Raw genomic sequence first — 22,633 nt, forward strand, 5'->3', positions numbered from 1 at the left:
TGCGCGCGATGACCGGCGTGATGGCGGTGATGCTGTTCCTGACGGTGCTGGCGGCGGCGGCGGGGCTGGCGACACGCAACGCGACCGCGCAGCTCGACCGGCAGCTGGCGGGGCGGCTGACGGTGCAGATCGTCGATGGCGAGCCGGCGCGGCGCGACGCGGCGGCGGCGCGCGTGCTGGCGGCGTTGCGCGGATTGCCGGAGGTGCGGCGCGTCGTCGCGGTAGACCGGGCGGAGCTGGCGCGGCTGTTGCGGCCGTGGCTGGGCAGTGACGGCGCCGACCCCGAACTGCCGGTGCCCGCGCTGATCGACGTCGATCTCGCCGACCCCGGCGACGCGACGGCGGCACAGGTCGCCGGCATCGCCCGGCGCGCCAGCCCGCTCGCGCAGGTCGACCGGCACGAACGCTGGATGTCGCCGGTCGGCGACTTCATGCGCTCGCTGACCTGGCTGGCGGGTACGCTGGTGCTGCTGATGGCGAGCGCGGCGGCGGCGGTGGCGGTGCTCGCGGCGCGCGCCGGGCTGGAGACGCATCGCGCGACGATCGAGGTGATGCACATGCTCGGTTCCACCGACGTCCAGGTCGCGCGGCTGTTCCAGCGCCGCGTCGCGATCGACGCCGCGATCGGCGGCGCGGTGGGCGGCACGGCGGCGGCGGCGGTGGCGTGGCTGATCGGCGGGCGGATAGCCGGGCTCGGGTCCGAGCTGCTCGGCGGGGCGACGCTCGGTGCCGGCGACTGGCTGTTGCTCGTGATCCTGCCGCTCGCCTTCGTCGCGGTGGCGACGCTGGCGGCGCGGCGGACGGTCGTCGCCGCGTTGAGGCGCACCCTGTGATCCGCCGCGCGCTCGGTTTCCTGGTGATCGCCTGGAGCCTCGGCTTCGTGCTGTTCACGCTGCTGCTGCCGTCGCCGCTGGAAGGGTCGACCACCGACGCGGTGGTAGTGCCGACCGGGGGGCCGGGGCGGATCGATCGCGGGCTCGACCTGCTGCGGCGGCATCAGGCGAAGCGGATGCTCGTCACCGGCGTCGCGCCCGGCGTCCGCGAGGCGGATCTGGCGCGCGAATACAAGGCCGACCCGCGCCTGCTCGCCTGCTGCGTCGATCTCGGGCGCGACGCGGTCGACACCCGCTCCAACGCGGGCGAGACGGCGACGTGGCTGACGGCGCAGGGGTTTCACACCGTCCGGCTCGTCACCTCCGACTGGCACCTGGCGCGCGCGGGCATGGAGCTGCGCGCGGCGGTCGGCCCGGACGTCGTCGTGCTGGGCGACGGGGTGCCGGGCGAACCGCGCCTGCTGACGCTGGTCAGCGAGTACAACAAGCTGCTGTTGCGGCGCGTGCTGCTGTGGATGGGCCGATGACGGATATGGGGAGCCGGCTCCGCACCTGGCTGTTCCGCCTCGCCTTTTACGGCGGATCGGGGCCGATCATCGTCACGGTGCCGATCAGCGGGCTGTTCGGGCGCGGCGCGATGATCGGGCACGCGCGCATCTGGTCGAGCTATCAGCGCTGGTGCGCGCGGCTGATCCTGGGGATCACGGTGCGCGTCGAGGGGACGCTGCCGACGCATCCCGTGCTCTACGCGGTCAAGCACCAGTCGTTCTTCGAGGCGATCGACATGGCGGCGGCGCTGAACGGCCCCGCGATCATCCTCAAGCGCGAGCTGACGCGCATCCCGTTCTGGGGCTGGGCGACCAAGGTTTATGGCGCGATCGCGGTCGATCGCGAAGCCTCGGCGGCGATGATGCGGCGGATGATGACGGAAGGCCGCGCGCTGACCGGCGAGGGCCGCTCGATCCTGCTGTTTCCCGAGGGCACGCGGGTGCCGCCGGGCGAGCAGCCGCCGCTCAAGGCCGGTTTCGCGGGGCTGTACAAGACGCTGAAGCTGCCGGTGGTCCCGATCGCGGTCGACAGCGGGCGGCTATGGCCCAAGCATGGCGCCAAGCGACCGGGCGTCATCACCTATCGCATCGGCGAGGAGGTCCCGCCGGGCCTGCCCCGTGACGAGGCGGAGCGCCGCGTCCATGCGGCGATCAACGCACTGAATCCGCCGGGGCCGTCACGGGAATAAATCCCGTGACGTCGAAGCTCGGCCGGTGCCGAGCCCGGCCGGCCTAGCGCGGCTCCTCCGCAGCGTCGATGCGGTGGTGCGCGCTTCGGCCGAAATCCGGCGCCGAATCGTCCTGCCCCTGTTCGACGATCGATCGCCGCACCGCGCGCGTGCGGGTGAAATGCTCGAACAGCTGCTCGCCGTCGCCGACCCGGATCGCCCGTTGCAACGCGGTCAGGTCCTCCGAGAAGCGTTGCAGCATCTCCAACACCGCGGTCCGGTTGGTCAGGAACACGTCGCGCCACATCGTCGGGTCGCTGGCGGCGATGCGGGTGAAGTCGCGAAAGCCGCCGGCGGAATATTTGATGACCTCGCTCTCGGTCACCTGCTCCAGATCGCTGGCGGTGCCGACGATCGTGTAGGCGATGAGGTGCGGCAGGTGGCTGGTCACCGCCAGCACGCGGTCGTGATGGTCGGGCGTCATCGTCTCGACATCGGCACCCAGCCGCCGCCAGAACGCCGCGACGCGCTCGACCGCGACCTCGGGCGTGCCCTCGACCGGGGTCAGGATGCACCAGCGGCGGTGGAACAGCGTCGCGAACCCCGCCGCCGGCCCGCTCTGCTCGGTGCCCGCGACCGGGTGGGCGGGGACGATCGCGACGCCGGGCAGCGCGTCCGCCAGCGCCCGCGCGACCTCCGCCTTGCAGCTGCCGACGTCGCTGACGATCGCATCGGCGGGCAGGTCGTCGCGGACCGCCGCCGCCGCCGCGCCGATCGCGCCGACGGGCACGCAGAAGATCACCAGGTCGGCGTCGATCACCGCCGCGCCGGGCGTGTCGGTGACATCGTCGGCGAGGTCGAGCCGCCGCGCCGCCTCACGCACGTCCGCGTCGGCATCGTGCCCGGTGATACACACCGTCGGCATCGTCGCCCGGATCGCGCGCGCGACAGACGAGCCGATCAGCCCCAGCCCGACGATGGTGACGCGCGTGAAGGGCAGCATCAGCCGCGTTCGATCCCGCCGTCCCGGGCGGCGGCGTGCGCGTCCTGCGCGCCGGTGCGGTCGGTGAGGTCGCGCAACGCCGCGATCACGCCGCGACACTCGTCCTCGGTCCCGATCGTGATCCTGAGGCCGTGCGCCAGCCCCTGGTTGGGCAGCCAGCGGACGATATAGCCCGCGTCCATCAGCCCCTTGTATGCCGCCTCGCCGGTCAGCGCGCCCTCGAACAGCACCAGGACGAAGTTCGCCTGGCTCGGCACCGCCCGCAGGCCGGCATTGCCGAGCTTGCCGATCTCGTCGGCGAACCAGCGCCGCCATTCGGCATTGTGGGCGCGCGCATGCTCGACGAACGCGATATCGCCCAGTGCGGCGACGGCGGCATGCTGGCCGGCGATGGTCATGCTGAACGGCAGACGGATGCGGTGCATCGCGTCGATCAGCGGCGCCGCGCCATAGCCCCAGCCGATCCGCTCGGCGGCGAGACCGTACATCTTGGAAAAGGTGCGCGTCACCAGCACGTTCGACGCCGTCCGCGCCAGCTCCATGCCGCCGTCGTCCAGCTCGCCTTCGATATATTCGGCATAGGCATGGTCGAGGACGAGCAGGATGTCGGCGCGCAGGCCGGCGTGAAGCCGCGCGACCTCGTCGCGCGTGACATAGGTGCCGGTCGGGTTGTTCGGATTGGCGACGAACACCACGCGCGTCCGGTCGGTGACGCAGGCGAGGATCGCGTCGACGTCGGTGGCATAGTCGGCGTCGGGCGCGATCACCGGTACCGCGCCCGTCCGCCGCGCCGCGATCTCGTAGACCGCGAAGCCGTAATGGACGAAGATCACCTCGTCGCCCGGCCCGCTGAACGCCCCCGCGGCGAGGTGCAGCACCTCGTCGGAGCCGTTGCCGTAGATGATCCTTGCCGCATCTAGCCCGTGTTTCGCTGCCAGCGCCTCGCGCACGATCGCGCCCGAGGCGTCGGGGTAGCGTTCCAGGCTAGTCGCCGCCTCCAGGAACGCCGCGCGCGCGGCCGCCGGCGTGCCGAGCGGGTTTTCGTTCGACGACAGCTTTACCACCTTGCGACCGTCGTCGGTGGTGGCGCGACCGGGGACGTAGGGCGCGATGCCCATGATCCACGACTTGGGTTGGGGAGCGGTCATGGGGCGCGGCTGTAGCGGCCCCCGACCGTTCCGTCACGCCATGCGAGGGGCAGCGCCGGAGAGACCTTGCCGAGCGCCGCAGTCCCTCTAAAGAACCGGCAAAAGACGGGGGTCCGATCATGCCGTTCGACAAGGCCGCGTTCGCCAAGCACCTGCGCGACAATGCGGGGCCGCCGTTCGGCAAGGGCAAGTGCGCCACCTTCGTCCGGCAGGCGATGGAGGCGGGCGGGCTGTCGACGGTGGGCCGGCCGCGCGACGCGAAGGACTATGGCCCGTTCCTGCAGCGTCTGGGCTTCCAGAAGGTCGAGGTCGACGCGAGTTACGTCCCGCTCACCGGCGACATCGCGGTGATGCCCGGCAACCCCTCCTCGTCGGCGGGCCATGTCGAGGGGTGGGACGGCCGCAACTGGATCTCCGATTTCGTGCAACGCGAGGTAATGCCGGGTCCGGCCTTCCGGACGAAGGGGGTGTATGAAGTCTACCGCCATCCGTAAGCTCGTGCTGTCGATCGTCGCCGTGGCGGCGACCGGCGCCGCGACCCGGCCATCCGTGCCCGTTGCTATCCGCGACCCGCTGGTCGGGCTCCGCTGGTCGCCCGCGACGACCGCCTTCGCGCCGGTCGACGCGGATTTCCTGCGGCGCTGTCCGGACTTGCAGAACGACAATTACGCGCATCAGCTCTGGGTGCTGGCGCGGTCCGGCGACGTGATGGTCGTGTCGGGCCGCTATGTGCCGCGCCGTGCCGGGCTGGACGACTCGGAGGGCGATCTGGGTGCGGTGGTGCGCCTTCGCCCCGACGGCTGCGCCCTGGTCGGTCCGGCGCGCGCGCTGTTCGTCGCGCCGGCGGACTATGCACCGGACGTGAGCGGGACGGAGGCGCAGGCGCTGGCGACGGATGCCGCCGACCGGTTCGTGGCCGCCTATCGCGGACCGGCCGGCCTGTGCGCCGCGATGCGCCGGCAGGGCAAGCGGCTGTCGGGTTTCCCCGCCATGTTGCGCGCCGCGTTCCGTGGCAAGGCGCCGTGCCTGCGCTGAACTTGTCGGCGCCGCCGGGTGTCCCTACCCCGCCGGGGATGTCCGTCGACGCTCGCCATGGCCTGAACCGCCACGTCACGCTGCCCGGGTCGCTGGTGCTGGACGGCGGCGGCAGCCTGACGCCGGTCGAGATCGCGTACGAGACCTACGGCACGCTCTCACCCGAGCGTGATAACGCGATCCTGGTCTGCCACGCGCTGACCGGCGACCAGCACCTCGCCAGCGTCCATCCGCGCACCGGCAAGCCGGGCTGGTGGGCGCGGATGGTCGGGCCGGGCAAGCCGATCGACACCGATCGCTTCTGCGTCGTCTGTCCCAACGTGCTGGGCAGCTGCATGGGGACGAGCGGCCCCGCCTCCATCGATCCCGCGACCGGGCGGCCCTATGGCATGGCGTTTCCGGTCATCACGGTCCGCGACATGGTGCGCGCACAGGCGATGCTGCTCGACCATCTCGGCATCGGGGCGCTGGCCGCCGTGGTCGGCGGATCGATGGGGGGGATGCAGGCGCTGAGCTGGGCTGCGACCTTTCCCGACCGCGTCCGCGCCGCGCTGGTGATCGCGTCGACCGCGCGGCACACCGCGCAGAACATCGCCTTTCACGAGGTCGGACGGCAGGCGATCATGGCCGACCCGCGCTGGCAGGGCGGCGACTATGGCGATGCACCGCCAGCCGCCGGGCTGGCGGTGGCGCGGATGGCCGCGCACATCACGTATCTGTCGGAAGCCGGGCTGACCGAGAAGTTCGGCCGGCGGTTGCAGGCGCGGGATGCCCAAGAAGACCCAAAGCTCAGCTTCGGCTTCGACGCCGATTTCCAGGTCGAGAGCTATCTGCGGCATCAGGGGTTGAGCTTCGTCGACCGGTTCGACGCCAACTCCTATCTCTACATCACCCGCGCGATGGATTATTTCGACCTGGCGGAGGAGCATGGCGGCCGGCTGGCGGATGCGTTCCGGGGCAGCGCGACGCGGTTCTGCATCGTCTCGTTCGATACCGACTGGCTCTACCCCACCGCCGAGTCGCGGACCGTCGTCCACGCGCTCAACGCGGCCGGGCTGGCGGTCAGCTTCGTCGAGCTGTCGAGCCCCTATGGCCACGACGCCTTTCTGCTCGACTCGCCCGCGCTCGACCGGGTGGTCGGCGGCTTCCTGGGGGCGGCATGATCGAATTGAGCGACGCCATCGATCGCATCGACTTCGGACGCGTCCATGGCTGGCTGGCATCGAGCTATTGGTCGCCCGGCATCGCGCGCGATCTGGTCGAGCGTGCTGCACGCGGGTCGCACGTGCTCGGTGCCTATCGCGACGGCGCGCAGGTCGGCTATGCCCGCGCGATCACCGACCGCACCACCTTCGCCTGGATCGCCGACGTCTGGGTGGACGAGGGCGGTCGCGGCCAGGGGCTGGGGCGGCGCATGGTACGCTGGTTCCTCGACCATCCCGACTATGCCGGCATCCGCCGCGTCGCGCTGGTGACGCTGGACGCGCATGGGGTGTACGAGGCGCTGGGGTTCCACCCACCGATCCGGCCGCAGAATTACATGGAGCGGCTCGACCCAGACGCCGCTGCACGGCTCAGGGCGACGCCATGACGGCGCCCAACGCCCCGACCCTGCGGCCCGACTTGGAGGTGATCGCAAACCATATTGAAGCACGCGCGCGCGTGTTGGACGTCGGCTGCGGCACGGGTGACTTGATGGAGTCGCTTCAGGCGCACAAGCAGGTCGACGCGCGTGGGCTGGAGATCGACCCGGTCAACGTCGCCGCCGCGGTCGGGCGCGGCCTGTCGGTGGTGCAGGGCGATGCCGACATCGACCTCGCCGCCTATCCGGACGCCAGCTTCGACTATGCGATCCTCAGCCAGACCTTGCAGACCGCGCGCGCGCCCGACCGGGTGTTGGGCGAACTGATGCGGATCGGGGCGCGCGCGTTCGTCTCGTTCCCCAATTTCGCGCACTGGCGGGTGCGGTTGTCGCTGCTGTGGGGCGGACGGATGCCGGTGACGCGCCAGCTGCCCGAGCGCTGGTACGACACGCCCAACATCCACCATGTGACGGTGGACGATTTCAGGGCGTTCGTCGCCGATCAGGGGCTTGTGGTGGAGCGTGCGTGGTTCCTGTCGGGCGACAGGCGGCGCGGATCGGGTGCGGCCAACTTGCTGGCCGAGCACGCGATTTTTCTCCTGAAACGTCGTCCGCCGGAACCGCCGGGCGCCGGGCGGGTTGCTACGGGATGATACAGGTTACTATATGAGCAAGACGGCGCTGATCGTCGAGGACGAGATCTTCGTCGCACTCGATCTCGAACGCATCTTGACCGACGGGGGCTATACGGTGGTCGCGATCGCGGCGGACCGCCTGGAGGCGGAGGCCGCCGCTGATCGTGCGACGTTCGCGTTCGTCGACGTCAACCTGCGCGACGGTTGCACCGGCCCGGCGATCGCTCGCGCGATCGAGGCGGAGCATGGCGTCCGCGTCGTCTTCGTCACCGCCAACCCCGCGCAGATCGAGCCGCCCTGTTCGGCGCTTGGCTTCGTCCGCAAGCCGTTCAACGAGGCGCAGATTCTCGCGGCCGCGGCACTCGCCTGCAACGAAGATGCGCCGCCCCGCACGACCGGCGCGCTGGCGGCGCTCTAACGCCGGGAAAAGGCGGTTCGCGGCACCGTCACGGTCAGCCGCAGCCCGTCCGATTGCCAGTCACGCTCGACGGTGCCGCCGAGCTGTCTCACGGCGCTGAGTTCCAGCAGCTGCGAGCCAAAGCCTTCGCTCGTCGGCGCTACCACCGGCGGTCCACCCGCCTCCGTCCAGCGCAGCGTGACGGTTTCGCCACCGGCTTCGACATCGAGCGTCACCCGCCCGCCATCGACCGACAGCGCGCCGTATTTGGCGGCGTTGGTCGCCAGCTCGTGAAACAGCAACGCCAGCGGCGTGGCGGAACGATCGTCGACGGGCAGGTCGTCACCCATCACTTCGACCCCGCCGACGCCGTCGCGGGCATAGGCGGCGAACAGCTCGCCGAGCAGCCCGTGCAGCGAGTCCTGCCGGGCGTCGGGCATCGAGTTGCGGCTGTGCGGGCGGACGAAATCGTGCGCCCGTCCCAGCGCGGTGATGCGATCGCGCAGGTCGCCCGCCGCTTCCTTCATCTCCGGCCGCGCACGGGCCGCGAAACCGATCAGCCCGGCGATCACCGAGAAGATGTTCTTGATCCGATGCGACAGTTCCTGCGCGATCACCTCGCGTTCCTCCGCCGCTATCTTCTGCTCGTCGATATCGGTGCAGGTGCCGAACCAGCGCGTGATCTTGCCGGCTTCGTCACGGATCGGCAGTGCCCGGCCCAGCACCCAGCGATAGCTGCCGTCGGCATGTCGCAACCGGTATTCGATCTGATAAGGCTCGCCGCTGATCAGCGACTGCCGCCAGACCTCCCAGGCGCGTTCCCGGTCGTCGGCATGGAACATGTCGTTCCAGCCCTCGCCATCGGTTGATCCCACCGGCGTGCCGGTGAACTCGTACCACCGCGCATTGTAATAGTCGTGATACCCGTCGGGCAGCGTCGACCAAACCATCTGCGGCATGGTGTCGGCGAGCGTTCGGAACCGCGACTCGGAATCGCCCAGCTTCGCCCGCGCGTCGCGCTCGCGATGACGCCAGGCGGCGGCGTCGCGGGTGTCGCGCAGGCGCGCCATGACATTGTCCGCCAGCGCCTCCAGCCCCTGCCGCTGTAGCGGCGTCAGCCCGTCGGGATGCGGCACCGTGTCGAGCACGCACAGCGAACCGAGCGCCACGCCCTCGTCGGTGAACAGCGGCACGCCGGCATAGAAACGGACGTTGAGATCGCCGGTCACCAGCGGATTGTCGACGAAGCGCGGGTCGGCGGTCGCGTCCGTTACGACCATGATCTCGTCGCTTCGGATCGCGTGATCGCAGAAGGATATTTCCCGCGGCGTGCTGTCCAAATCGATACCCGAACGCGACAGGAAGACCTGCTGCGTCTCTTCAAGCACCGTGACCAGTGCGACCGGCGAGTCGCACAGCGCGGCGGCGAAATCGGTGATCCGCCGCAGCGCCGGCGCGTGGCGAAGGCGGTCGAGATCGTAGGCGGCGATGACCGCCGCCCGTGCCGTCTCGTCGACCTGCCATCCTCGGCCTACGCCACTGGCACCGATGTCCTCCACTCAGAAGGGGACGTCGTCGTCGAGATCGTCGGCGAAGCCGCCGCGCTGCCCGCCGGCCGCACCACCGGCACCCCCGCCGCCGAAGTTGCCGCGACCACCGCCGCCGCCGCGCCCACCCGAGCCGCCGCCGAAATCGTCGTCGCCGCCACCTCCGAAGTCACGACCTCCGCCGCCGCCGCCACCCTGGCCGCCCGCGCCGTCCAGCATCGTCAGGACGCTGTTGAAGCCCTGCAGCGTCACCTCGGTCGAATAGCGATCCTGGCCCTGCTGATCCTGCCATTTCCGGGTCGTCAGCGCGCCCTCGATATAGACCTTCGAGCCCTTGCGGAGATACTTCTCCGCGACGTTGGCGAGGCCTTCGTTGAACACCTTCACGGTGTGCCACTCGGTCTTTTCCTTGCGCTCGCCCGAATTTCGGTCCTTCCACGACTCGGAGGTGGCGATCCGCAGTTCCACCACCTTGCCGCCGTTCTGGAACGACCGGCTTTCCGGGTCCTTGCCCAGATTGCCGACGAGAATGACCTTGTTGACGCTACCTGCCATCGCTGCCCCTAGAGGCCCGCGGCGACCGCGAGCCAGTATGTGATTCCGGCCATGATGTAGGCGGCGGCGAACAGATAGCCAACCATGAACAGCGGCCACTTCCAGCCGTTGGTCTCCCGCCGGGTCACCGCGATCGTCGAGATGCACTGCGGCGCGAACACGAACCACATCAGGAACGCGAGCGCGGTGGGCAGGCTCCAGCGTGCGCGCAGGTTCCGGGTCATGGTCTCGCCGCCCGCCGCCGAATCGGGATTGTCGACGGCATAGACGGTGCCGATCGCCGCCACCGCCGCCTCCCGCGCCGCCATCGCGGGCAGCAGCGCCAGCGCGATGTCGTGGTTGAACCCGATCGGCTTGACCGCGACCTCGATCACGCTCGCGATCCGCCCCGCCACCGAATATTCGCTCTGCCGCTGACCGGCGGGCGCGACGGGATAGGAGGCGAGCACCCACAGCAGCGCGACCGTCAGCGCGATGGTGGTGCCGGCGCGCTTCAGGAAGATCAGCGCCCGTGTCCACAGCCCGATGGCGATGTCGCGCAGTCGCGGCATCTGGTATTTGGGCATCTCCAGCATGAAGCCGGACGAGGCGCCCTTCGTCACCGTGCGCCGGAGCGCGAGTGCCGCGACATAGGCGCCCGCGACGCCGATCAGCAGCAGCGCGAACATCACCAGCCCCTGCAGTCCGACGCCGGGTGCCACGCGCCGCGCCGGGATCAGCGCGCCGATGATGAGCGTATAGACCGGCCAGCGCGCCGAGCAGGTCATCAACGGCGCGATCAGGATGGTCGTCAGCCGGTCCTTCTCGTCCTCGATCGTGCGCGTCGCCATGATGCCGGGCACCGCGCAGGCGAAGCTGGACAGCAACGGGATGAACGCGCGGCCCGACAGCCCGACCGACGCCATCAGCCGGTCCATCAGGAATGCGGCACGAACCATGTAGCCCGATGCCTCCAGCACCAGAATGAAGGCGAACAGGATCAGGATCTGCGGCAGGAAGACGACCACCGCGCCGACGCCGGCGAGCACGCCCTGCACCAGCAGATCGCGCCCAAAACCGGGTGAGAGCGCCTCACCAAGCCAGCCCTGCGCTGCGGCGACGCTATCGCTGATGAGGTCGGCGGGCACCTGCGCCCAGCTGAACACCGCCTGGAACATCGTGAACAGCACCGCGAGCAACAGCGCCGTGCCCCAGACCGGATGCAGCGCCACCACGTCGAAGGCATGCGTCCAGCGCCGTACCGGGCTTTCCGCGACGATCGCGGCGCGCGCGACGCGGCGAGCGTGCAGGCCAAGGGCCCGTCCCTCGTCCGCCGCGCCGAGCGTCCGCGCCGGGGCGTCGAGCACATCGCCCACCGCCGCGCGCAGCTCGTCGACGCCGCGCTTGCGGACCGCGACGGTGGCGACCACCGGCACGCCCAGCGCCTCGGCCAGCGCCGCCGCGTCGAGCGTCAGCCCGTCGCGCTCGGCGAGATCGACCATGTTGAGCGCCACGACGACCGGCCGTCCCAGCGCGATCAGCTGGAGCGCGAAGCGGAGATGATGCTCCAGATTGCCCGCGTCGACGACGACGATCAGCGCGTCGGGCGTTCGTTCGAATCCGCTGCTGCCGGTGACGACGTCGCGGGTCACCGCCTCGTCGGGGGAGGAGGGATCGAGGCTGTAGGCGCCGGGCAGGTCGACCAGCTCGACGGGCCGCCCGTCGGCGAGCGCCCAGCGGCCGGCATGGCGCTCGACGGTGACGCCGGGATAGTTGGCGACCTTTTGCCGGGCACCGGTCAGCGCGTTGAACAGCGCGGTCTTGCCCGCGTTCGGGTTGCCGACCAGCGCGATCAGCGGCGCCGCCGCCGGTGCGTGGGCGGGCGCGGTGGGCGTGTCACGATAGAGCGCGTCGGTCATCGCGCGGGCCGGAGCCAGCCGGTCAGGCGGCAGCGGGCGCGACGAGCACGGCGGCGGCGACGGCGCGGCGCAGCGCCACCGTCATGCGACCGATTCGGCAGGCGACGGGGCCACGGCCGAAGCGCGCGCGGTGCAGTACCTCCACCTCGACACCCTCGTCGAAGCCGAGCTCACGCAGCCGCCGCGCTTCCGCCACGCCGAGTCGCGACCACTCGATCATATGCACCGTCGCATACGCGTGGCGGGGCAACGTCTCCAGGCTCAACGATGCGACGATGCGGCGGGGCAGCTCCATTGCAACTGATTATCAGTTACATCCGGGCCCGGCAAGGGCGTTCGGCCCCGGCCGCGGACCGACTGGTCGAGGACGGTCATCGCCTCGCACCCCCGCAGCGTCGCCGACAGGTGGCTCGAACATGTCGCCATAGCGGGACGGCGGTAGCGCGATCGTCAGCCGGTTGTCCTCGGCAAGCGCCACCGGCCGCACGAACCCGCTCCGTCCGCCGAGCGTCAGGAACCGTCCCATCAAGGCGGGCGCAAGCAGCGCGCGCGCCAGACGTACAGCGCGATCGCCGCCGACGGCGATCGGCGACGTCACGCGCCGATGGTGCGCATCAGCTTGATCGAGTCGGCCTGCGCGGCGTCGGACGTGATCGCCGCCGCCTTGCCGAACCCCGCCAGAGTCGCCGACGCCCAGCGGCCGTCGCCGAGCGCAACGTAGAGGGCGTGCATCTGGGGCAGCCACAGCGCCGCCTTGCCGACGCCGGGCAACTCGACCGGCCGTTCGTTGGTGACGATCCCCATCTGGCCACGCAGGCTGGCGACGACGCCCGCCACGTCCGGGCTGCCGGCCGCCGCGGCGGTGCCGAACACCAGCATCCGTCCGTCGGCGAGGGTGAAGGTGCACTGCGAATAGACGTCGCCGTTGCCGACGCTGCCGTCCTTCACCGCCTGTAGCTCCGCCGTCGCGACAGCGGTGCCGAGCGTCTTCGCCACCGTTGCCCGCGACATGATCGCGCAGGCGTCCGTCGCCTTCCAGCCGTTTGCCGCCACGAGCCCCGACGTGTCGGTCGCGTTCCCGCCACCCGCGCCGCCGCCGCACGCCGTCAACATCAACGCCAGCGCACCGGTCCACCCCATCGCCTTCATCGTCCGCTCCTCGTCTGATCCGCCCGATGTAGCACCGCGCATTCGGGCGAAACCGCTACCGGATGGGAGCGGAAATCGTCACCTCCGTTGCGCCAAAGGAACGACGATCGTCGCCGGGCGGCGGCGGGCGACGCGGTGGGGGGCCGCGTGCGCGCCTGCCGCTCCCTGCGGCGGTCACCGGGTGTCCGGTTGATCGGCCAGGCGCTTGCGTGGTCGCTGACGACGGGTCAGGATGACGGAACGATGCGGGCACCGGCCGGCCCATGTCGCGGGGGTGCGGTCGCTGGCCGAAGGGGACCTGTTCATGACGATGCTTCGCTGGCCTGCCATGGCGCTGGTCGCTCTGTCGCTTCTCGTCGCGGGCTGCGCCAAGAAGGACGATGCCGACGCGAACGCGCAGGCGCTCGTCAACGCGCCTGCCGCCGTCGCCGCGCCCACGCCGGCCGCCAGTGCCTCGCCCGCCACCGTCGCAGCAGGCGGCTTCAATCCCGCGGCCGCGCCGCAGGGCAATGCGCCGTCGGGTGCCTTTCCCTATTTCGGGCTGATGGACGGCTATCATCCCGTCACCAGGGACGAGGCCAGTTCCTTTGCCTGGGAAAGTCAGCACGACTCGAATTACGACCATTATCAGTTCTTCGACGGCACCAAGCCGGTCACCGTCGAAGGGCGGCTGCGGACGGTGCAGGCGATCGGCAAGGGGCGGTCCTTTTTCGAGGCGCAGAAGAACTACGAGAAGCTGATCCACGACCTCGGCGGCGTTACCGTCTGGGAAGGCACCGGCGAGGCCATGGAGGCCGCCCACGTCACCTTCGCCGACCCACGCCACCGCGCGCGTTACAACATGCTGCGGCACGAGGAGATGGGGGTGTATATGGTCCGCACGCCCACCAGCCAGATCTGGGTCGAGGTCTACAAGATGTACGACGACAAGCCGGACAATTACTGGCTGACGATCGTCGAAACCAAGCCGCTGGACGTCAGCGCCAAGCTGGTCCCTGCCGCCGCGCTGAAACAGGCGCTCGACACCGCCGGGCATGTCGCGCTGTACGTCAATTTCGCGACCGACCAGACCGCCGTACTACCGGCGTCGCAGCCGATGCTGGCCGAGGTGGTGAAGCTGCTCACCGCCGACCCGGCGCTTAAAATCCGGATCGAGGGGCACACCGACAATGCCGGGACGCCGCCGCACAACCAGACGCTGTCGCAGGGCCGCGCCAACGCGGTAATGGGCACGCTGATCGCGGCGGGGATCGAACCGTCGCGGCTGCAGGCGAAGGGCTTCGGCCAGACCCGCCCGCTTGCCGACAACGGCGCCGAGGACGGCCGCGCCAAGAACCGGCGCGTCGAGCTGGTGAAGCTGTAGGGCGAGGCGCGCGCGGAACTTCGACGATCCTCACGCCCCGTTGCCCGCGAAAACGCCCCGTGCGTGGATGAGGGCGATGGCTGAACGAGGCGGGGCGGGCCGATGGCATGACCCGAGCGTGACGTGGCCGGCCATGTAGGACGGCGAATAGGTCATTCGATCCGATGCCGGACCGGTCAGTGCAGCCGCTCGCCTTGCCGATCGAGCAGCGTGTGCAGTTCCACCCGGCTACCGATCTCAAGGCGCTCGTAGATGCGTTTGACGTAGCTGCGCCAGGTCGCGATCGACACGCCCAGCGCCTGAGCGCCGCCGTCCGCGTCGCTGCCCATGCCGAGATGATAGGCGACCTGCCGTTCGCGCGGTGACAGGTCCAGCCCGGCGAGGTGGCGGACCATCCTGATCTCGGCGGGCAGCTGTTGCGTCAGCGTGAAGACGCACAGGTCGCCGCCCGCCTGCGGATAGGCGCGGGCGCGGAACAGGCCGCGCCGGGTGCGGCGGTCGATGGTGGCGGGCGCGGACGGCGCGCCGGTACGGATGCGCGCGAGGCGGCGCAGCAGCTCCAGCAACGGCGGGGGCACGCTTACCGGCGCGTCGAGCGGCCGTACCCCCGGCCAGGGCTGGCGATCGTTAAGCTCGAACATCAGCACCGGCGCATCGGCGCTGAACGAGGCGATGCTGCCGTCCGCGTGCGCCACGACCACGCCGCTACGCTCCTCGCCCTGACCCGGTGTCGATGACGGCGGTTTGGGATGGGCGGTCAGCGCATGCGTGAAATGCGGCGCCAGCGCGGCGAGCGCGCGTGCCTCCGCCGCGGTGAAACGACTGTGCTTCGCCTCTCGATTGACGAAGAGCAGCCCCAGCGGCCGCCCGCGATCGCGCAGCACAAGATCGAGGCCGCAGCCGATCCCGTACGGCCGCCATACCTCGTTGACGAGTACCGAGCGCGAAAAGTCGTGCGCGCCATGGAGCCGCTGCGCGCCGCCGATCTCGCGACGTTCGGACAGGATCCGGTCGAAGGTCGGCTCACCGGCGGGTAGGCGATCATAGCCGATCGAGAAGACCTCCAGCGCGCTCATGATGACGACCGGCGTGTAGGCGTTCGTCAGTCCGCCGGCGTCGTCGACCCAGAAAAAGCTGTTAAAGGCGCCGGGCACCACGGCGTCGACGACGCGCAGCATCTCCGGGATCGCGATCTGGCTGTCGAGCCCGAGCGATGCCACATGCTGGATATGCTTCACCGCCGCCGATGCGCGCATCTTCTTCCCGTCCCGAAGCGATGCGACCCGTTCTTTTATTATGGGCGTGGCTCTGCCCCAGCGCGCAACCCCATGCAAGCGGGCCGTTTTGCGACGAACGCTCAGGCGCGCGCGGGGAGTAGACACGCTTGCATCGCTTGCCAAGCCCGCGACCGGGCGCGACAAGGCGCGCGGGGGACGCGATGACCGACCATCACGACGAAGGCATGACGCGCGTCGGGTCCGGCCACGCGGGCGGGCTGACGCCGGGCACGACCCTCAACGGGCTGTACCGGATCGAGGAGCGGCTCGGCACCGGCGGCATGGGCGAGGTCTATCGCGCCATCAACCTTGCCAATGAAGAGCAGGATGCGATCAAGGTAATCGGTCGCGGGCTGGCGGGGCAGCCGCTGGTCGAGGCGCTGTTCCACAAGGAAGCGCGCGTGCTGCGCCGCATCCACTCGCCCGCCGTCGCGCAGCTGCGGCTGCTGGCGCGCGATCCGACGCTGGACCTGCTGTATTTCGCGACCGAGTTCGTCGAGGGCGTGTCGCTGCTCGACCGGCTGAAGCAGCGCGCCGCCACCGAAGCCGAGCTGCGCGCGCTGCTGCGCCGCCTGCTGACCGGCATCGCGGCGGTGCACGAGGCAGGCGCGGTGCATCGCGATCTGTCGCCCGACAACGTCATCCTGCCCGGCGGCGTGGTGACGGAGGCGAAGCTGATCGACTTCGGCATCGCCAAGGAGCTGGACCCGACGCACACGACGATCATCGGCGACGGTTTCGCGGGCAAGTTCGGCTACATCGCGCCCGAGCAGTTCGGCTATTCCAACAGCCGCATCGGCCCGTGGACCGACTTGTACTCGCTGGCGCTGGTCGGCATCGCGTTTGCCGCGGGCAAGCCGCTCGACATGGGACACAGCCTGGGCACCGCCGACGAGGCACGGCGGCGCGCGATCCCGTTCGACGCGGTGCCGGCGTCGCTGCGCCCGTTCTTCGCCGCGCTGCTCACCTATGACTGGCCGGCGCGGGTGGCCTCGGCGGCAGAGGCGCTGGCGTTGCTCGACGGCGCGCCGGCGCGGGTGGAGGAGGTGGTGCAGCCTTCGCCGACGGTCCTGATGCCGGCAGAGCCCGAGGAACCGCCGCGCCGCGGGCGACGCGGCCTGCTGATCGCCGGCGGCGTCGTCGCGGCGGGCGCGGCGGTGCTGGGCGGCTGGCTGATCGGCAGCGACAAGGTCGAGATGAACGCGCCGATGCCGTCGCCCTCCGCGACCGAGGCGGTGCTCGCGGAGACCGTGCCGGGCGGCAACGAAGTCGCGGCGTTAGATCCCATCGTGGGTCCGACCGCCGCCGCCACCGCAGTGCCCCTCCCGGCCCCGGTCGAGACGCCCTCCCCGGTCCCGACCGTCGCGCCGCCGCCGCCGCGCGTCTGCACCGCCGGGCCGTTCACGGTGTCCTTCGATCGCGACAGCGCCGACCTCCGATCCGACGCGGAGACGGTGCTGGCGAACGCCGCGTCCGCCTATACCGGCTGCCTCGGCGCGCGCATCCTGTTGACCGGTCATGCCGGCGAGGACGAAGGCATGGTGCTCGCCCGCGACCGGGTCCTCGCCGTCCGTCGCTCGCTGCAATCGAATGTCCCACCCGACGCCCGCATCGTCATTTCGCTCGCCAAGCCCGGTGCGGAGGACGGGCTGAAACGGCCCGAGAACCGCCGGGTGGAGATCAGCTTCCGCTTCGACCCGCCGACGCCTCCGCGAGCAATGCGCGCGACTCGGCCGACGACCAGTCCCGTCCGCCGCTGACCCGCCAGATCTCCTTGCCCTCGCCGTCGTAGAGCAAGGTCGTCGGCAGGTTGGCGGGCAGTCCCATGCTGATCGCCATATCGGCATCGATCAGCGGGCGGAGATGCGCGAGCTTGCGCGCGGCCAGGAAGGGCCGGACCTTGCCCGCCGCCTCGCCCTGATCGACCGCGACCGCCGTCAGCCCGGCGGCGGCGCGATCGAGCGAGGGCAGCTCGGCGACGCAGGGCGCGCACCAGGTCGCCCACAGATTGACCAGCACCGGCTTGCCGCGAAGGTCGGCGAGCGTCATCGGCTTGCCGTCCAGATCGACCAGCCGGCTCGTCGGTGCCGCCATGCCGCGATGGCTGCGATCGACCGCTCCTGCCTGCGCCGCCGGCCCGGCGGGGACGGTCACCTCGTCTGCGGTCGCCTGGTTGGCTACCACGCCGTTCGCCTGCGCGCCGTTCGCTTGCTCCGGCGGGGTGCTTTGCCTAGTGCAACCGGCGGCGATCAGCATGAGGAGACACGCCATCGCCGAGCGTCGCGCCATCGAACCGGACATCAAGGGCTCCAATCGCATGTGGGGCGGCCGCTTCGCGGAAGGGCCCGCGGCGGTGATGCGCGAGATAAATGCCAGCCTGCCGTTCGACAAGCGGATGTGGCGGCAGGATCTCGCGGGCAGCCGGGCGCACCTGGCGATGCTGGCCGCGCAGGGGATCGTCGATGCCGAGGCGGCCGACCGGATCGCAGGCGGACTGGCGACGATCGCGGCGGATTACGCGCGCGACGGCGTGCCCGACGACCTCTCCCTCGAAGACATCCACATGCTGACCGAGAGCCGGCTCGCCGACGCGATCGGGCCCGACGCCGGACGGCTGCACACCGCGCGATCGCGCAACGACCAGGTCGCGACGGATTTCCGCCTGTGGGTGCGCGATGCGATCGACGAGGTGGATGCGGCGCTGACGGCGTTGCAGGCCGCGCTGCTGGATCGCGCGGACGAACATGCCGCCAGCGTCATGCCGGGCTTCACCCATCTGCAATCGGCACAGCCGGTGACGCTGGGCCATCACCTGATGGCGTATCATGAGATGCTGCGCCGAGACCGCAGCCGTTTCGCCGACGCGCGGCGGCGGCTCAACGAATGTCCGCTGGGCTCGGCGGCGCTGGCCGGGACGGGCTTTCCGATCGACCGCGACGCGACCGCGACGGCACTGGGCTTCGACCGGCCGACCGCCAACAGCCTCGACGCGGTCAGCGATCGCGACTTCGCGCTCGACTATCTTCAGGCCGCCACGCAGGCGGCGCTGCACCTGTCGCGGCTGGCGGAGGAGTTCGTGCTGTGGGCGTCGCAGCCGTTCGGCTTCGTCAATCTGTCCGACCAATGGTCGACCGGCAGCTCGATCATGCCGCAGAAGCGCAACCCCGATGCGGCCGAGCTGGTGCGCGGCCATGCCGGGCGGATCACCGGCTGCCTGGTCGCGCTGACGGTGACGATGAAGGGCCTGCCGCTCGCCTATTCCAAGGACATGCAGGACGACAAGCCGCCGGTGTTCGAGGCGCACGACCTGCTCGGCCTGTGCCTGGCGGCGATGACCGGGATGGTCGAGAGCGCGACCTTCCGCACCGACCGGATGCGCCAGGTCGCGGAGGCCGGCTTCTCCACCGCCACCGACCTCGCCGACTGGCTGGTGCGCGAGGCGGGGGTGCCGTTCCGCGAGGCGCACCACATCACCGGCCGCGCGGTGCGGGCGGCGGAGGAAGCAGGCGTGGCGCTTGACAGCTTGCCGCTCCAGACGCTGGCCGCGATCGACGCGCGGATCGACGCGCGGGTCTATGACGTGCTGTCGGTGGACGCGTCGGTGGCGAGCCGGACCAGTCACGGCGGCACCGCGCCCGCCAACGTGCGCGCCGCGGTGACGCGGGCGCGGGAGGAGATGCGATGAAGCGATTGTTGCTCGGGGCCCCCCTGTTGCTGGGTGCCTGCGGCTCGGCGGTGGGGTTGAAGCCGCCGCCCGGCGTCGCGCTGCCGGTCGCGCCCTATGGAGCGACGACGCAGCCGACCCCGATCCAGCTGGTGACGCCGACGCCGCAGCAGCGGCCGCAGCGGTCGGACGAGCTGCTCCGCAATTCGGAGGAGCGTCGCGCCGACGACTTCGACCTGCCGCCCGACGACGGCAACGGCAACTAGGGTGGATCATTTCGGCTTTCGCGACGGCGTCCTGCACGCCGAGGACGTTCCGCTGCCCGCGATCGCGGCGGCGGTAGGGACGCCGGTCTATGTCTATTCCGCCGCCACCCTTCGCCGCCACGCGCGCGTGTTCAAGGCGGCGCTGAGCGGCCTGCCGCGCGTCCACCTCGCCTATGCGATCAAGGCGAACCCGAACCTCGCCGTGCTGCGGCTGATGGCGAACGAGGGCTATGGCGCCGACGTGGTGTCGGCGGGCGAGATGAAGCGCGCGCTGGCGGCCGGCATGGCCGCATCGGCGATCGTCTTTTCCGGCGTCGGCAAGACCGAGGGTGAGCTGGCGGCGGCGCTGGATGCGGGAATAGGGCAGTTCAACCTGGAGCTGGAGGAGGAGGGCGAAGTGCTCGCCCGCCTCGCCGTGACGCGCGGGATGCGCGCGCCGGCGGTGCTGCGCGTCAATCCCGACGTCGATGCGGGCACGCATGCGAAGATCTCGACCGGGCGCAAGCAGAACAAGTTCGGCGTGCCGATCGATCAGGCACCCGCGATGTACGCGCGGCTGGCGGCGCTGCCCGGCCTCGACCTGCGCGGCGTGGCGCTCCACATCGGCAGCCAGCTGGCCGATCTCGCCCCGCTGGAGGCGGCGTTCGGGCGGATCGGCGAGCTGGTGCGCGCGTTGCGCGGCGCCGGGCACCGCGTCGAGCGCGTCGACCTCGGTGGCGGGCTGGGCGTGCCCTATCGCGCCGACGACGTGCTGCCGACGCCCGCCGATTACGGCGCGATGGTCGCGCGCGCGACCGCCGGATGGGACGTCGAGCTGCAATTCGAGCCGGGCCGCGTCATCGCGGGCAATGCGGGCGTGCTGCTGACGCGGGTGATCTGGGTCAAGCCCGGACCTGAGAACGTCGAGGGCGTCCACCCCTATGTCATCGTCGACGCGGCGATGAACGATCTCGCGCGGCCGGCTTTGTACGACGCCTGGCACGACTTCATCGCAGTGGAGCCGACGTCGGCGCGGATGGTCGCCAACATCGCCGGCCCGGTCTGCGAGAGCGGCGACACCTTTGCGATGGGCCGCGACATCGACGCGGTGAGGAACGGCGATCTGGCGGTGTTCCGCACGGCGGGTGCGTACGGCGCGACGATGGCATCGACGTACAACAGCCGCGCGCTGGTGCCCGAGGTGCTGGTCGACGGCGACCGCTATGCGGTGGTCGCCGATCGGGTCAGCCCGGAGGCGCTGATCGCCGCCGAGCGGGTGCCGGAGTGGCTGTAGCGCGGCGCGCACGCGCGCAGCGACGCTGGGCGCGGGACGCGCGAGGTCGGCCCACGGCGCCGCCACGCCGGTGACCTGGCCCGGTCTGCCGATCCTGGTGAAGCTGGACGCTCTCCCGGTGGTCCTGCTCGGGACCGGCGAGGCGGCGGACGCCAAGCGGCGGCTGCTGGAGCGGGCGGGGGCCACGGTCGTGACGGACGCCCCGGCGGCGCGGCTCGCGGTCGTCGCCATCGAGGACGAAGTCGAGGCGGTCGCCGCGGTCGCGCGGCTGCGCGCGCGCGGCATATTGGTCAACGCCGTCGATCGGCCCGAACTGTGCGACTTTACCCTCCCTGCCGTGGTCGACCGCGCGCCCGTGCTGGTGGCCGTGATGACCGGCGGCGTGTCGGCGGGGCTGGCGGCGGCGCTGCGGCAACGGCTGGAGGCGCTGTTGCCGAGCGGCGTTGGGCGGCTCGCCGAGGCGTTGTTCGCCGCGCGTGGGCAGATGCGCGCGCGCTGGCCCGATCCGGCGGCGCGACGACGCGCGATCGGGGCGGCGCTAGCAGCGGGCGGCGTGCTCGACCTGCTATCGCCCGATCCCGACATGGGCGTGTGGCTGAACGAGGACGCGGTCGGCTCGGTCACGACGGACCTTGCGTTCATCCGGCTGTCCTCTCCCGATCCCGACGACCTCACGCTGCGCCACGCGCGCGCGCTGGCGCAGGCCGACCGGGTCTATCACACCGCCGCCGTGCCGCCCGCGATCCTCGCGCGTGCGCGCGCCGATGCGCCCAGGATTGCCAGCGCCGCGCCGCCGGGGCAGGTTCCCGCCGGGGCCAATGTGTGGATCGGGATGGCGTGAGCGGGTTCGGCTATCGTATCACCGACGGGCACGGCGAACGCGTCGAGATCGACGCGGCGCTGACCTGCCAGGCGGAACTGGTCTGGGTCCATCTCAACACCACCGCCGAGCACGCCGAAGCGTGGCTGCGCGACGACGCCGAGCTGTCGCCCTATGTCGTCGATGCGCTGACCGCGACCGAAACGCGGCCGCGCTGCGAGGCGTTCGACCACGGCGCGCTGGTCAATCTGCGCGGGCGGTCGGACGAGGAGATGGCGTCGTCAGATCCGCTCGCGTCGGTCCGGCTGTGGGCGATCAAGGGCCGGGTGTTCTCCGTCACGCGCAAGCACCTGGTCGCCACCGACGCGGTGGAACAGGCGGTGCAGGACGGGGAGATCAAGGACCCGGGCGACCTGATCGCCGCCTTCGCGACGGCGATCACCGCCGACCTCGATCCGCTCGTCGCCGAACTCGGCGACAGCCTGGACGATTGCGAGGAACAGCTGTCCGCCGACCGCATCTTCGATCTGCGCCGCAACGTCAGCCGCGTGCGCGTGCAGGCGATCGGCTATCGCCGCTTCCTCAACCCGCAACGCGCGGCTTTGGAGAAGCTGGGCTCGCTACCGGGCGACTGGCTGGAGGACGACGATCGCCTCCACCTCGCCGCCGCCGCCGACCGCGCTGCGCGGATGGCCGAAGAGCTTGAGAGTATCCGCGAACGCTCGGCGGTGATGCACGATACGTTGTCCGACCTGCGCGCCGAACAGCTCGACACGCGCGGCCTCATCATCGCGATCGTCGCCATGGTGTTCCTGCCGCTCACGTTCATCACGGGATTCTACGGCATGAACGTGAAAGGGCTGCCCGGCGCGGACGCACCGCATGCGGCGGAGTGGATCACGGTGTCATGCATCGTGATCGCGCTCGGCATCACCGGCTATTTCATGCGTCGCCACTGGTTCAAGGGATAGG

The 22,633-nt window shown here is 70.7% G+C and carries 26 protein-coding genes; 16 read left to right on the top strand and 10 right to left on the bottom strand.

Features of this window, described 5'->3' with window-relative positions; all coding sequences use genetic code 11:
• Positions 1–8 precede the first annotated feature (8 nt).
• The 3 genes from ACOFKS_RS03190 to ACOFKS_RS03200 are packed head-to-tail and all read left to right on the top strand — an operon-like array spanning position 9 to position 2,070.
• Positions 9–833, top strand: coding sequence for a cell division protein FtsX (locus ACOFKS_RS03190; protein ID WP_419807946.1), 825 nt, complete (start codon positions 9–11; stop codon positions 831–833).
• Complete coding sequence (locus ACOFKS_RS03195) at positions 830–1,360, top strand: YdcF family protein (RefSeq protein ID WP_419807796.1); 531 nt, start codon at positions 830–832, stop codon at positions 1,358–1,360. Before ACOFKS_RS03190 ends, ACOFKS_RS03195 begins: the two co-directional genes overlap by 4 nt.
• The gene (locus ACOFKS_RS03200) at positions 1,357–2,070 is read left to right on the top strand and encodes a lysophospholipid acyltransferase family protein (RefSeq protein ID WP_419807797.1); all 714 of its coding nucleotides are present in this window, start codon (positions 1,357–1,359) and stop codon (positions 2,068–2,070) included. The genes ACOFKS_RS03195 and ACOFKS_RS03200 overlap by 4 nt, the downstream gene beginning before the upstream one ends.
• Before the next feature lie 43 nt (positions 2,071–2,113).
• Here the strand turns inward: ACOFKS_RS03200 and ACOFKS_RS03205 are convergent, their stop codons facing one another.
• Together ACOFKS_RS03205 and hisC are read right to left on the bottom strand one after the other, a co-directional pair.
• Positions 2,114–3,052 (bottom strand): prephenate/arogenate dehydrogenase family protein, encoded by a 939-nt coding sequence (locus ACOFKS_RS03205; RefSeq protein WP_419807798.1) that lies wholly within the window; start codon positions 3,050–3,052, stop codon positions 2,114–2,116.
• On the bottom strand, positions 3,052–4,200 hold the full coding sequence (hisC, locus tag ACOFKS_RS03210) for a histidinol-phosphate transaminase (protein WP_419807799.1): 1,149 nt from the start codon (positions 4,198–4,200) through the stop codon (positions 3,052–3,054). The genes ACOFKS_RS03205 and hisC overlap by 1 nt, the downstream gene beginning before the upstream one ends.
• 119 nt (positions 4,201–4,319) lie before the next feature.
• On the opposite strand from hisC, the gene ACOFKS_RS03215 reads away from it, so the two are divergent.
• Genes ACOFKS_RS03215 through ACOFKS_RS03240 form a run of 6 tightly spaced genes read left to right on the top strand, consistent with a single transcriptional unit; the run spans position 4,320 to position 7,870 of the window.
• A complete protein-coding gene (locus ACOFKS_RS03215; protein ID WP_419807800.1) occupies positions 4,320–4,694 on the top strand; it encodes a hypothetical protein in 375 nt (124 codons plus the stop codon).
• Entirely contained in the window at positions 4,672–5,235 is a 564-nt protein-coding gene (locus ACOFKS_RS03220; protein ID WP_419807801.1) for a hypothetical protein, read from the top strand. Before ACOFKS_RS03215 ends, ACOFKS_RS03220 begins: the two co-directional genes overlap by 23 nt.
• 38 nt (positions 5,236–5,273) lie before the next feature.
• On the top strand, positions 5,274–6,398 hold the full coding sequence (gene metX / locus ACOFKS_RS03225; protein WP_419807802.1) for a homoserine O-acetyltransferase MetX: 1,125 nt from the start codon (positions 5,274–5,276) through the stop codon (positions 6,396–6,398).
• On the top strand, positions 6,395–6,826 hold the full coding sequence (locus ACOFKS_RS03230; protein WP_419807803.1) for a GNAT family N-acetyltransferase: 432 nt from the start codon (positions 6,395–6,397) through the stop codon (positions 6,824–6,826). Before metX ends, ACOFKS_RS03230 begins: the two co-directional genes overlap by 4 nt.
• Entirely contained in the window at positions 6,823–7,470 is a 648-nt protein-coding gene (gene metW / locus ACOFKS_RS03235; protein WP_419807804.1) for a methionine biosynthesis protein MetW, read from the top strand. Before ACOFKS_RS03230 ends, metW begins: the two co-directional genes overlap by 4 nt.
• 13 nt (positions 7,471–7,483) lie before the next feature.
• A complete protein-coding gene (locus ACOFKS_RS03240) occupies positions 7,484–7,870 on the top strand; it encodes a response regulator (RefSeq protein ID WP_419807805.1) in 387 nt (128 codons plus the stop codon).
• Here the strand turns inward: ACOFKS_RS03240 and ACOFKS_RS03245 are convergent.
• The 6 genes from ACOFKS_RS03245 to ACOFKS_RS03270 are packed head-to-tail and all read right to left on the bottom strand — an operon-like array spanning position 7,867 to position 12,998.
• Positions 7,867–9,408 (bottom strand): sensor histidine kinase, encoded by a 1,542-nt coding sequence (locus ACOFKS_RS03245; RefSeq protein ID WP_419807806.1) that lies wholly within the window; start codon positions 9,406–9,408, stop codon positions 7,867–7,869. The two genes, ACOFKS_RS03240 and ACOFKS_RS03245, sit on opposite strands and share 4 nt — an antisense overlap.
• The gene (gene ssb / locus ACOFKS_RS03250; protein ID WP_419807807.1) at positions 9,409–9,951 is read right to left on the bottom strand and encodes a single-stranded DNA-binding protein; all 543 of its coding nucleotides are present in this window, start codon (positions 9,949–9,951) and stop codon (positions 9,409–9,411) included.
• Positions 9,952–9,959: 8 nt separating this feature from the next.
• Positions 9,960–11,849 carry a ferrous iron transporter B gene (feoB, locus tag ACOFKS_RS03255; protein WP_419807808.1) on the bottom strand — a complete coding sequence of 630 codons (1,890 nt, stop codon included), beginning with the start codon at positions 11,847–11,849 and terminating at the stop codon, positions 9,960–9,962.
• Between the two features lie 22 nt (positions 11,850–11,871).
• Positions 11,872–12,144, bottom strand: a complete 273-nt coding sequence (locus ACOFKS_RS03260) for a FeoA family protein (RefSeq protein ID WP_419807809.1) — start codon at positions 12,142–12,144, stop codon at positions 11,872–11,874.
• 12 nt (positions 12,145–12,156) lie between these two features.
• Positions 12,157–12,447, bottom strand: a complete 291-nt coding sequence (locus tag ACOFKS_RS03265) for a hypothetical protein (protein WP_419807810.1) — start codon at positions 12,445–12,447, stop codon at positions 12,157–12,159.
• Positions 12,444–12,998, bottom strand: a complete 555-nt coding sequence (locus ACOFKS_RS03270; RefSeq protein ID WP_419807811.1) for a hypothetical protein — start codon at positions 12,996–12,998, stop codon at positions 12,444–12,446. The genes ACOFKS_RS03265 and ACOFKS_RS03270 overlap by 4 nt, the downstream gene beginning before the upstream one ends.
• Before the next feature lie 304 nt (positions 12,999–13,302).
• On the opposite strand from ACOFKS_RS03270, the gene ACOFKS_RS03275 reads away from it, so the two are divergent.
• Positions 13,303–14,361, top strand: a complete 1,059-nt coding sequence (locus ACOFKS_RS03275; protein WP_419807812.1) for an OmpA family protein — start codon at positions 13,303–13,305, stop codon at positions 14,359–14,361.
• Positions 14,362–14,537: 176 nt separating this feature from the next.
• Here ACOFKS_RS03275 and ACOFKS_RS03280 read toward each other — a convergent pair whose 3' ends face one another.
• Entirely contained in the window at positions 14,538–15,617 is a 1,080-nt protein-coding gene (locus ACOFKS_RS03280; protein WP_419807813.1) for a response regulator transcription factor, read from the bottom strand.
• Between the two features lie 182 nt (positions 15,618–15,799).
• Between ACOFKS_RS03280 and ACOFKS_RS03285 the strand changes: the two genes are divergently transcribed.
• On the top strand, positions 15,800–17,398 hold the full coding sequence (locus ACOFKS_RS03285) for a protein kinase domain-containing protein (protein WP_419807814.1): 1,599 nt from the start codon (positions 15,800–15,802) through the stop codon (positions 17,396–17,398).
• Here ACOFKS_RS03285 and ACOFKS_RS03290 read toward each other — a convergent pair.
• Positions 17,319–17,909 carry a TlpA family protein disulfide reductase gene (locus ACOFKS_RS03290; protein WP_419807815.1) on the bottom strand — a complete coding sequence of 197 codons (591 nt, stop codon included), beginning with the start codon at positions 17,907–17,909 and terminating at the stop codon, positions 17,319–17,321. The genes ACOFKS_RS03285 and ACOFKS_RS03290 overlap by 80 nt on opposite strands.
• Positions 17,910–17,955: 46 nt before the next feature.
• Between ACOFKS_RS03290 and argH the strand changes: the two genes are divergently transcribed.
• The 5 genes from argH to ACOFKS_RS03315 all read left to right on the top strand — a co-directional run bounded on the left by argH (position 17,956) and on the right by ACOFKS_RS03315 (position 22,632).
• On the top strand, positions 17,956–19,323 hold the full coding sequence (gene argH / locus ACOFKS_RS03295; RefSeq protein WP_419807947.1) for an argininosuccinate lyase: 1,368 nt from the start codon (positions 17,956–17,958) through the stop codon (positions 19,321–19,323).
• Positions 19,320–19,568, top strand: a complete 249-nt coding sequence (locus tag ACOFKS_RS03300) for a hypothetical protein (protein WP_419807816.1) — start codon at positions 19,320–19,322, stop codon at positions 19,566–19,568. Before argH ends, ACOFKS_RS03300 begins: the two co-directional genes overlap by 4 nt.
• 1 nt (position 19,569) lies before the next feature.
• Entirely contained in the window at positions 19,570–20,841 is a 1,272-nt protein-coding gene (gene lysA, locus ACOFKS_RS03305; protein ID WP_419807817.1) for a diaminopimelate decarboxylase, read from the top strand.
• A gap of 70 nt (positions 20,842–20,911) precedes the next feature.
• Positions 20,912–21,682 carry an NAD(P)-dependent oxidoreductase gene (locus tag ACOFKS_RS03310; RefSeq protein ID WP_419807818.1) on the top strand — a complete coding sequence of 257 codons (771 nt, stop codon included), beginning with the start codon at positions 20,912–20,914 and terminating at the stop codon, positions 21,680–21,682.
• Positions 21,679–22,632, top strand: a complete 954-nt coding sequence (locus tag ACOFKS_RS03315; RefSeq protein WP_419807819.1) for a CorA family divalent cation transporter — start codon at positions 21,679–21,681, stop codon at positions 22,630–22,632. The genes ACOFKS_RS03310 and ACOFKS_RS03315 overlap by 4 nt, the downstream gene beginning before the upstream one ends.
• Position 22,633 lies beyond the last annotated feature (1 nt).

This window comes from Sphingomonas sp., assembly GCF_965200135.1.
Taxonomy (GTDB): domain Bacteria; phylum Pseudomonadota; class Alphaproteobacteria; order Sphingomonadales; family Sphingomonadaceae; genus Sphingomonas.

Coding starts and splice junctions, on each gene's coding strand:
- ssb (WP_419807807.1), bottom strand. CDS start 9,951: ATGGCAGGTAGCGTCAACAAGGTCATTCTCGTCGGCAATCTGGGCAAG.
- ACOFKS_RS03270 (WP_419807811.1), bottom strand. CDS start 12,998: ATGAAGGCGATGGGGTGGACCGGTGCGCTGGCGTTGATGTTGACGGCG.
- ACOFKS_RS03220 (WP_419807801.1), top strand. CDS start 4,672: ATGAAGTCTACCGCCATCCGTAAGCTCGTGCTGTCGATCGTCGCCGTG.
- argH (WP_419807947.1), top strand. CDS start 17,956: ATGTGGGGCGGCCGCTTCGCGGAAGGGCCCGCGGCGGTGATGCGCGAG.
- ACOFKS_RS03275 (WP_419807812.1), top strand. CDS start 13,303: ATGACGATGCTTCGCTGGCCTGCCATGGCGCTGGTCGCTCTGTCGCTT.
- ACOFKS_RS03285 (WP_419807814.1), top strand. CDS start 15,800: ATGACCGACCATCACGACGAAGGCATGACGCGCGTCGGGTCCGGCCAC.
- ACOFKS_RS03260 (WP_419807809.1), bottom strand. CDS start 12,144: ATGGAGCTGCCCCGCCGCATCGTCGCATCGTTGAGCCTGGAGACGTTG.
- metX (WP_419807802.1), top strand. CDS start 5,274: ATGTCCGTCGACGCTCGCCATGGCCTGAACCGCCACGTCACGCTGCCC.
- ACOFKS_RS03200 (WP_419807797.1), top strand. CDS start 1,357: ATGACGGATATGGGGAGCCGGCTCCGCACCTGGCTGTTCCGCCTCGCC.
- ACOFKS_RS03215 (WP_419807800.1), top strand. CDS start 4,320: ATGCCGTTCGACAAGGCCGCGTTCGCCAAGCACCTGCGCGACAATGCG.
- ACOFKS_RS03290 (WP_419807815.1), bottom strand. CDS start 17,909: ATGGCGTGTCTCCTCATGCTGATCGCCGCCGGTTGCACTAGGCAAAGC.
- ACOFKS_RS03230 (WP_419807803.1), top strand. CDS start 6,395: ATGATCGAATTGAGCGACGCCATCGATCGCATCGACTTCGGACGCGTC.
- ACOFKS_RS03280 (WP_419807813.1), bottom strand. CDS start 15,617: ATGCGCGCATCGGCGGCGGTGAAGCATATCCAGCATGTGGCATCGCTC.
- ACOFKS_RS03190 (WP_419807946.1), top strand. CDS start 9: ATGACCGGCGTGATGGCGGTGATGCTGTTCCTGACGGTGCTGGCGGCG.
- ACOFKS_RS03240 (WP_419807805.1), top strand. CDS start 7,484: ATGAGCAAGACGGCGCTGATCGTCGAGGACGAGATCTTCGTCGCACTC.
- ACOFKS_RS03205 (WP_419807798.1), bottom strand. CDS start 3,052: ATGCTGCCCTTCACGCGCGTCACCATCGTCGGGCTGGGGCTGATCGGC.
- metW (WP_419807804.1), top strand. CDS start 6,823: ATGACGGCGCCCAACGCCCCGACCCTGCGGCCCGACTTGGAGGTGATC.
- ACOFKS_RS03300 (WP_419807816.1), top strand. CDS start 19,320: ATGAAGCGATTGTTGCTCGGGGCCCCCCTGTTGCTGGGTGCCTGCGGC.
- feoB (WP_419807808.1), bottom strand. CDS start 11,849: ATGACCGACGCGCTCTATCGTGACACGCCCACCGCGCCCGCCCACGCA.
- hisC (WP_419807799.1), bottom strand. CDS start 4,200: ATGACCGCTCCCCAACCCAAGTCGTGGATCATGGGCATCGCGCCCTAC.